9 protein-coding genes are annotated in these 8,277 nt (G+C 33.3%); 1 reads left to right on the top strand and 8 read right to left on the bottom strand.

Going from position 1 to position 8,277, the window contains the following annotated elements; translation table 11 throughout:
- Nucleotides 1–179: 179 nt before the first annotated feature.
- The 5 genes from IJ258_RS06070 to IJ258_RS06050 form a co-directional block, all read right to left on the bottom strand.
- Complete coding sequence (locus IJ258_RS06070) at nucleotides 180–932, bottom strand: ABC transporter ATP-binding protein (protein ID WP_292804413.1); 753 nt, start codon at nucleotides 930–932, stop codon at nucleotides 180–182.
- A 9-nt stretch (nucleotides 933–941) separates the two neighbouring features.
- On the bottom strand, nucleotides 942–1,691 hold the full coding sequence (locus IJ258_RS06065; RefSeq protein ID WP_292804410.1) for an ABC transporter permease: 750 nt from the start codon (nucleotides 1,689–1,691) through the stop codon (nucleotides 942–944).
- 90 nt (nucleotides 1,692–1,781) lie between these two features.
- Complete coding sequence (locus IJ258_RS06060) at nucleotides 1,782–3,929, bottom strand: heavy metal translocating P-type ATPase (protein ID WP_292804407.1); 2,148 nt, start codon at nucleotides 3,927–3,929, stop codon at nucleotides 1,782–1,784.
- A gap of 28 nt (nucleotides 3,930–3,957) precedes the next feature.
- Nucleotides 3,958–4,224, bottom strand: coding sequence for a DUF6110 family protein (locus IJ258_RS06055; protein WP_292804404.1), 267 nt, complete (start codon nucleotides 4,222–4,224; stop codon nucleotides 3,958–3,960).
- Between the two features lie 667 nt (nucleotides 4,225–4,891).
- A complete protein-coding gene (locus tag IJ258_RS06050; RefSeq protein ID WP_292804401.1) occupies nucleotides 4,892–5,173 on the bottom strand; it encodes a 4Fe-4S dicluster domain-containing protein in 282 nt (93 codons plus the stop codon).
- Nucleotides 5,174–5,302: 129 nt separating this feature from the next.
- Here IJ258_RS06050 and IJ258_RS06045 point away from each other — a divergent pair, with 129 nt between their 5' ends.
- The gene (locus IJ258_RS06045; protein ID WP_292804399.1) at nucleotides 5,303–6,232 is read left to right on the top strand and encodes a CPBP family intramembrane glutamic endopeptidase; all 930 of its coding nucleotides are present in this window, start codon (nucleotides 5,303–5,305) and stop codon (nucleotides 6,230–6,232) included.
- Nucleotides 6,233–6,240: 8 nt separating this feature from the next.
- On the opposite strand, the gene IJ258_RS06040 is transcribed toward IJ258_RS06045, so the two are convergent.
- The 3 genes from IJ258_RS06040 to IJ258_RS06030 form a co-directional block, all read right to left on the bottom strand.
- A complete protein-coding gene (locus IJ258_RS06040; protein ID WP_366514573.1) occupies nucleotides 6,241–7,143 on the bottom strand; it encodes an SPFH domain-containing protein in 903 nt (300 codons plus the stop codon).
- Nucleotides 7,144–7,157: 14 nt separating this feature from the next.
- A complete protein-coding gene (locus tag IJ258_RS06035; RefSeq protein ID WP_292804394.1) occupies nucleotides 7,158–7,574 on the bottom strand; it encodes an NfeD family protein in 417 nt (138 codons plus the stop codon).
- Nucleotides 7,575–7,811: 237 nt separating this feature from the next.
- Nucleotides 7,812–8,144: a carboxymuconolactone decarboxylase family protein gene (locus tag IJ258_RS06030; RefSeq protein ID WP_292804391.1), complete on the bottom strand. Its 333-nt coding sequence runs from the start codon at nucleotides 8,142–8,144 to the stop codon at nucleotides 7,812–7,814.
- Nucleotides 8,145–8,277 lie beyond the last annotated feature (133 nt).

Here is an 8,277-nt window from a genome sequence, read left to right as displayed (position 1 = left end):
ATCTTATTCGAGGAGAGCAAAACAATAAAGAAGATATTGTAGATTTTTGCGAAAGTGTATCCACTACACATCAATTAAAGCTTGATGTAAACATTTACTAAAACTCAATACTCAAAAATCAGTTTTGACGGACACCCAATTTAAAAAAAAAAAGTTATTTAGAAGAATAGTTAATCTAACTAATCTCCCATATCCAAGTTTTCAACAATTGATTCCTGAAGGGCTATGAACTCTTCAGATTCTCTTTTTCTTGGCCTTTCAATATCTACATCAATTATTTTTGCGATTTTACCCGGATTTTTATCAAGGATAACAATTTTATCTGCAAGATACACCGCTTCATCAACATCGTGAGTTACAAAAACAATTGTGTTGTTGAATCTTTTCCAAACCCCAATAAGCTGTTCCTGGAGCTTGTGTCTATTTTGCATATCCAATGCAGAAAACGGTTCATCCATAAGCAATATTGGTGAATGATTAAGCAAAGATCTGATAATTGCAACCCTCTGTTTCATACCTCCTGAAAGTTCATGAGGATAGCTATCTTTAAAGTCTATTAAACCTACACTTGTCAAGTATCTTTCAGCCGCAGCAATATTTTCCTCTTTAGTTCCCTGCTTTGTCATCTCCAAACCAAAGGTAACGTTCTGCAATACAGTCAGCCATGGGAACAGTGAATATTGCTGGAAGATTACTGCTCTGTCACCGGACGGTTCTGTAACTTTCTCACCGTTTGCAATAATCTCGCCGGAAGTAGGGTGGTCAAGGCCTGCAATCAGTCTTAAAAGAGTGGTTTTTCCACAACCGGAAGGTCCTAAAAGACAAACCAATTCACCGTCATTAATAGTTAAGTTAATATCTTCCAAAACAGATAAATGATCAGTTTTTTTACTTTTAAATGATTTGTTAATATTTTTTACTTCAATTGACACACTTAACACCTACCAAAATATCCTGTCCTGTGCTTTAGTAAATACATAATCAAATGCAATACCAATTATACCAATATCCAACATACCTACAACGGTTGTACCCGGATCAAATAAACTGGTAGCTGTTAAAATCATATAACCTAAACCGCTGCTTGAACCAACCATTTCCGCAGAAATTGTACACATCAATGCAATACCAATACCCACTTTCAAACCGGAAACGATATATGGAACTGTGGAAGGAAGAATTACCCTTCTTAAAACATTCCAGTCACTTGCCCCTAATGTTTGGGCTGATTCAATTAAAACTTTATCTGTTCTTTTAACTCCATCAATTGTATAAACCAAAATCGGGAATACACAACCCATAAATATAATGAATACTGCCGGAAACATTCCGATTCCAAACCATAAGATTGAAAATGGAATCCATGCAACAGGAGGAATCGGTCTTAAAACACTGATGACAAGAGTCGCAATGTCTTCCAGTGTCTTATACCATCCAAGCAAAATTCCTAAAGGAATTGCAACAACAGAAGCTAATATTAAACCACCAAACACCTTGTATAATGTATCCAATGTGTTTGCAAGAAGTTTTCCATTTAAAATTAACTCCCAAGCTGATTCACATACTGTAATCGGACCTGGCAATATATATGGATTGACCAACCCCAATCCTTCAGTAATTAAATACCAAAAAATGATTAAACAAATTGGTAAAATCAATGGAATAAATTTATTTCTGTAATTATCAAACATTAAATCACTTAATAAAAATTTTTATACATATACAATTTTAACAATCATAGTATAAAAACTTTAAAAAAAATCAAGAAAAAAAGAAAAAAATTATGAAGCATCAGCTACTTCAATAGCTTCTACTTCAATGTCGCTTACATAATCCCTGTCATTTAAAACAGATTTTGTACTCATTGCACCGAACAGCATTGTGGATAAATTATGCACCATTGATGATGTTGACGGTGGAATTACACCCATAACACCCAATACGAGAAGAGTACCGTTCACTGCAACAATATTGCGGTAGTTGGAGTTGATTTTATCCAACATTCCAGTGCTCAGTTTTCTTAAAGTAACAAGATCATACAAATCATCTGACAATAATGATATGTCCGCCACTTCACGGGCAATGTCAGAGGAATGTTTCATTGAAACGGACACATCCGCTGCTGCAAGAGCCGGTGAGTCATTAATGCCGTCTCCAACCATGATTACGGTTCTTCCTTCCGCTTTAAGTTCTTCAACAATTCTGGACTTGTCTTCCGGAAGTACTTGTGATCTGTACTCAGTGATACCCAATGCCTTAGCACCTGCTTTAGCACCGCTTTCACTGTCCCCTGTAAGCATTATGACATTTTCAATGCCTAAAGATTTAAGCTCTTCAATTACATATTTTGCTTCTTCACGTACCGGATCATCAATGCATATCAATCCTTCAAGCTTTCCATCAATTGCAAGGTAAACTACAGAGTGTTCAGCAACCTCTTTGGAGATTTTCTTCTCCTGAGTCTTAGTTACTTTTATTCCCTCATCATCAAACAGGAAGTGTCTTGATCCGATTACTGCACGTTTTCCATCATATTCAGTTACAATACCGTGAGCTACAATGTATTCAACTTCACTGTGATCTTCTTCATGTTTAAGACCTTCCTCTTCAGCCTGTTTTACAATTGCAGTTGCAATACTGTGTGCGAAGTGCTCTTCAATACAAGCTGCCATTCTCAGGATTTCATCTCTTGAATACTTTTTAGACATCGGAATTACTTCTACAACTTTTGGAGTTGCATTGGTTAATGTTCCGGTCTTGTCAAATACGATAGTGTCTGCATTTGCATAGGATTCAAGGAATTTTCCTCCTTTAACCATCATCCTATTGTCTGATGCTTCACGCATTGCAGATATTACTGATAATGGAGTTGTCAATTTAATTGCACATGAAAAATCAACCATCAATACAGATAATGCCTTGGATGCATTTCTGGTTATCAGATAAGTCAATGCTGTTGCAAGGAAACTGTATGGAACGATTGAATCAGCCAATTTTTCAGCTTTACTTTGAGTTGCAGCCTTTAAATCTTCTGAATTTTCGATTAAGTCAATGATTTTATTTAATCTTGTTTCCTTGTTCATTGAGTACACTTCAACAACAATGTTTCCCTCTTCCATTACAGTTCCTGCGTGAACTGTTTTTCCAAGAGATTTATGGACCGCCAACGGTTCACCTGTCATTGAGGCTTCATTAACCATGCCTTCGCCGTCAACTACTTTACCATCCACAGGGATTACATCACCCATGTGAACTTTGATTTTATCTCCTTTATTGACATCCATAGCTGAAACTTGTTTTTCCTCACCATCGTCTCCGACTACCCAGACAGTATCAATGTTTAAAGCCAAACTGTCTTTTAATGTACTTTTTGCTTTTTGTACTGTATAATCCTCTAAAGCGTCGGAGATTGACAACAAGAACATCATGGAACTTGCAGGCTGATATTGTCTTTGCAGTAATGCACCTGCAACTGCTGCTCCGTCAAGTAAAGCCACATCTATACGGAAATCAGTTAAACTATCCATACCTTCCCATACATACCTTATTGCACGGTAAATGGTTAGAATATTCTTTATAGGTAATGGCAGGAACCATCTTCCAAGTAACCTGCGACCTATCATTTTTGATAGTTTTAAGTAAAAATCATCTGTGATTTCTTTTGAAACCTGAGTTTGTGTCGGTTCGGCTTCAAATAAATCATCTAAAGTAATTCCATTTAGGATATCAAATATTTTTTGTTTGCTTTCAACATCCCCGTCATAGTATATTAATATACTTCCGTTTCTGTGGGATGTGAAAACCTCATGGATAAAATCCTGGTCTAAAAGTAATGAAGCGAGACCGTAACCTTCCTCCTTGGTGAAGGCCCATTGGCCAGCGCGGACTCTTAAACGTGATCCGCTATCATGCATTACTTGATATTTCATTTTATCACTAATAAAAATAATAATTCATTTATTCTTTAGATTCAACGTAGATTTCTTTTTTAGTATCAGCGTTTGCGTCAACAACAATATCTTCAGCGTTTTCTTTCATGTCTTGGAAGCATTCTTCAGCATCTTTTTTTGCTGACATTACAGTTGCCATTCCTTTTGTTGCTGCGTCTTTTACGGTTTTTGATTCTAATACTTTTTTACTTACGATAGCAGTTGCAATTCCTGCTGCGAAAATTAATGCATGTTTATGTTGTACACAAGTGTTAATAATATCTTCTCTATTCATTTAAATACCATCCTTTAAATTATTTAAATATACATTTTTGAAGTTAAAAAAAATACTCCAACGAATAATATATTTATTTTTCAATATATTAATATTTTAGGTTTGCCTAAAATATTTTATTTTATTACTGGAAACAAAGACTCTCCCGCTCAGCCTAGAAGATATTTTGTACCTGATCTCAAAACTTATGCAAACCTAAAACATATCTTTGATTTACATAAGCTATCTGACACTACAATATTAATAAGTTATCCTATATAAACTAATCGGTTTTATAGGCTTTTTTAGGCTAATCAAAGGATTTATATTTAGTTATACAAAAAAATAATTTACGTGCATCAAAATAATTTTTAGTGATGCCAAAAAACATTACTTAAAAATCTCAGAATGAAAAAAATATTTAAAAATAGCATACAATAAAGGCAAAAATTTAAAAAAGCAAAATGTGTGTACTTGAGGTAAAATCATGTTAAAAACATGAAGTAGCTAATTTAAATTTGAAATGCCTTTAAAGGTATAAGTTTTGATTATACAATTAAATAATAACTTAGTCATTATATTTAAATTAAACGGTTTAAAATTGAGTTAAACCTAAAAAAATAATGTAAACTTAATTATACTAAAAAAAATAAGTAAAATGTTAGTTATACCTAAAAGTTACATACGGTTATAATCTGACCTGGTCAAGACAACGGGTCGGACATTTCATGACACATTTAAGGCATTGTGTGCAACGTCTATTGTTTAATGTCCATGTTTGATTATGTACGCTTACTGTTATTGCATTTACAGGACATACAAATTCACATTTGCCACATAATGTGCATTTCTTGATGTCATTTCCTATGCGCCATCTTGATTTGTGAGATGTTCGTAAAAATTCAGAAAACAAATGCATTCCAAGTTCCAGTCCGATTGATGAATGGCCTTTTCCATATCTTCCTCTCAAGTACACTCCCCCTATTTTTAGGTACACCTAATTATATCTATAACATTATATAAATATTTTGGAATACCTAAATAATTAGCAATAACTAAAAATACTACAAAATTGAAATGAATATAATAGGTGTGAAATTTGAACATTCATGAAAAATTCTTCGCAGAAATAGGGATAAATTACCTAATACTTGGAGCGCTTGCAATATTATTTCAAATCTTAATTGTAAATATCCTGAACATTACAAATCCAGAATATTTGACAGACATCAATATCTTAAGTGGACTGTCATCATTTTGCAACTACATACTACCATTTCCAATATTCTACTGGCTAATGAAAAAGCTTGAAAGTTTTAAGCTAGAAAAAACAAGAGTGAAAGTTAAAACATTCATAATGTATATTGGAATCACCTTAACACTGATGTGGATAGGAAATCTTATAGGTTTAGCCATAACCTCACTTTTAAGCGGTGCGATTCAAAGTGACATTTCAAATCCCGTCCAGCAGCTGATTAACAGTGCGGATATATGGTTCAATCTGATTGTAATCAGTATAATTGCTCCAATTTTTGAAGAAATATTTTTCAGAAAGTTTCTAATCGACAGAACAATAAAATATGGTGCACAGGTATCAATAATATTATCTGGAGTGCTTTTTGCATTATTCCATGGAAATTTAAATCAATTCTTCTATGCACTGCTTCTTGGAGGATTCCTGGCATATGTCTATATTAAAAGTGGAAAAATAACCTATACAATAATATTGCACGGAATTGTTAATTTCATGGGTTCTGTTGTAAGTTTATTCGTTTCAAATTCCGCTACAGCCATGCAAACAAGTTTTAATCTTGCAGATGCATCCGTTATACTGATTTATTTTGCAGTTTTAACTGCATCAATAGCAATTGGGATTTATGGGTTAAGCAACATCAAGAAGGCCAAATTCAATGGCACTAAAACTAAAATAAGTTTAAAATCACCCCTTAAAACAATGTTTATGAATTATGGGATGATCATATTTATCGGATTTTTTATTTTCGAAATCATTAGACAGATTTTAGTTTAAGAGGATAATTATTCCTTATCCTCTTTAAACAGTTCCGCAATTCCGGAAACAGATCCTAAAACACCACTGGATTCCAAAGGAAGGAACACTTTAGTTGCATTACCGTCAGCAATCTTTTCAAGAGATTCCAAGTATTTAACAGCAATCAAACCGTCATCCGGATTTCCTTCATGGATTGCAGCATAGACCTTTTGGATAGCTGCAGCTTCCCCTTCAGCTCTTAGGATTGCAGCCTGCTTGTCTGCTTCTGCCATTTTTTTGATTGATTCTGCATTACCTTCAGCCTCAAGGATTGTTGCCTGCTTATCCCCTTCTGATCTTTTGATTTCAGACTGTTTGTATCCTTCAGCCTCAAGAATTGATGCTCTTTTCATCCTTTCCGCTTTCATCTGTTTACTCATTGCTTCAACAATGTCATGTGGAGGTTCTATTTTTTGTATTTCTACACGTACAACCTTACTTCCCCATTTATCTGTTGCAACATCCAGAACTTCCCTGAGTTCAGCATTAATCATTTCACGTGAAGTCAGTGTTTCATCAAGCTCCAAATCACCAATTATGTTTCTTAGGTTTGTCTGTGCCAGTTTTGTGATTGCCTGATAGAAGTTCACTACATTGTATGTTGCATTGAAAGCATCCACAACTTCATAAAAGATTACACAGTCAACGACTACTACAGTGTTGTCTTTTGTGATTACCTCCTGTGGAGGAACATCTACAACCTGTTCCCTTAAATCAACTTTCACCATTTTTTCTATAAACGGAATAAGTATTACAACACCGCTTTCAGCGGTTCTGCTATATTTTCCAAGTCTTTCAACTACACCTTTTTCATACGGCCTTAAAATCTTAACAGATTTAAACCCTACAATAATTAAAATAACGATAATTAAAATGAATAGTTCAAACAACATTTTTAATCTCCTTAATCGATTTTTTCAATAATTAATATTATGCTATCAATTCCAACAACTTTCACAGTATCATCTACATTGATTGAATCATTTGTATGTGCAGACCATTCCTCACCTGCAACATTAACCACATAAGTGCTTTCATCAATTTGCCTTATCACTTTTGCAGTTTTTCCAATAAGCCTTTCGGCAGTGGTCTTTTTAGTGCTATCAGGAGTGATTCTATTTGCAAATTTTCTGGTTGAAAGTATCAAAATTGCAGATACAATTACAAATACAGAAAACTGCACATAAATATCGAATCCCAAGTAGTTTAAAATAGCAGCAGCAAGTGCTCCAATACCAAACCACACTAAAAAGAATGTTGTGGTGATTAACTCAAGTATAACAAATATTACTGCTATGAATATCCAAATTATAACATCCATTTTAACCACATCCAAATTTACAAATTATAATTAGATTTATTAATATATAAAGATTTTTAATTGAATTTAAAAAAAAATACATATGAGCGAAATGCCAGAAAAAATGAGCTAAAAAAGACCATTAAAACAAGCACTTACAAAACCTAAAGCATTGTACTATACGATAATAGTGAATGTGAAATTCAAAAAGAACTCTCACACAATTTAAAAAAAAATAAGAAGTTTACAATGGAATAGTTATTCTTCCATTGTTGAAATTACACTATTTAAAATTTGTAATGATTTAGAAAATGCAGGCATACCAGAGGTTAATAAAACAACTCTTAAAACATCAATAATTTCTTCTTTTGTTATATCCAATTCATTGATTGCACTCTGGATTTGTTTTTTGGTTGCTCTTGGATCTGCACGGGAAGCAGTAATTCCAATTGCGATTAATTTTTGGGTTTTGTAATCTAAAACTTTACCGTTCCAGACTGTTTCATTAATGTCTTTAACCAATGCATATAAATCTGGTTCTTCATCTTCTAACTCTCTTATTCCTTTACCGTAAAATACTTCTCCTTTCATATAATACCTCAATTATGTTAATTAATAATATTTTACTTTTTTAAATTATATATAATTAATAGCTACTTTTTCTTTTCATGAATATTAATTCAAAATATTTGTATAAAGTTGATTGAAAATATGCATAAGTGGT

The organism is Methanobrevibacter sp. (assembly GCF_017468685.1).
Lineage (GTDB): Archaea > Methanobacteriota > Methanobacteria > Methanobacteriales > Methanobacteriaceae > Methanocatella.
The sequence above is the reverse complement of the archived record's forward strand: the minus strand, read 5'-3'. Positions and strand labels throughout refer to the sequence as shown.

Coding starts and splice junctions, on each gene's coding strand:
- IJ258_RS06065 (WP_292804410.1), bottom strand. CDS start 1,691: ATGTTTGATAATTACAGAAATAAATTTATTCCATTGATTTTACCAATT.
- IJ258_RS06060 (WP_292804407.1), bottom strand. CDS start 3,929: ATGAAATATCAAGTAATGCATGATAGCGGATCACGTTTAAGAGTCCGC.
- IJ258_RS06055 (WP_292804404.1), bottom strand. CDS start 4,224: ATGAATAGAGAAGATATTATTAACACTTGTGTACAACATAAACATGCA.
- IJ258_RS06035 (WP_292804394.1), bottom strand. CDS start 7,574: ATGGATGTTATAATTTGGATATTCATAGCAGTAATATTTGTTATACTT.
- IJ258_RS06030 (WP_292804391.1), bottom strand. CDS start 8,144: ATGAAAGGAGAAGTATTTTACGGTAAAGGAATAAGAGAGTTAGAAGAT.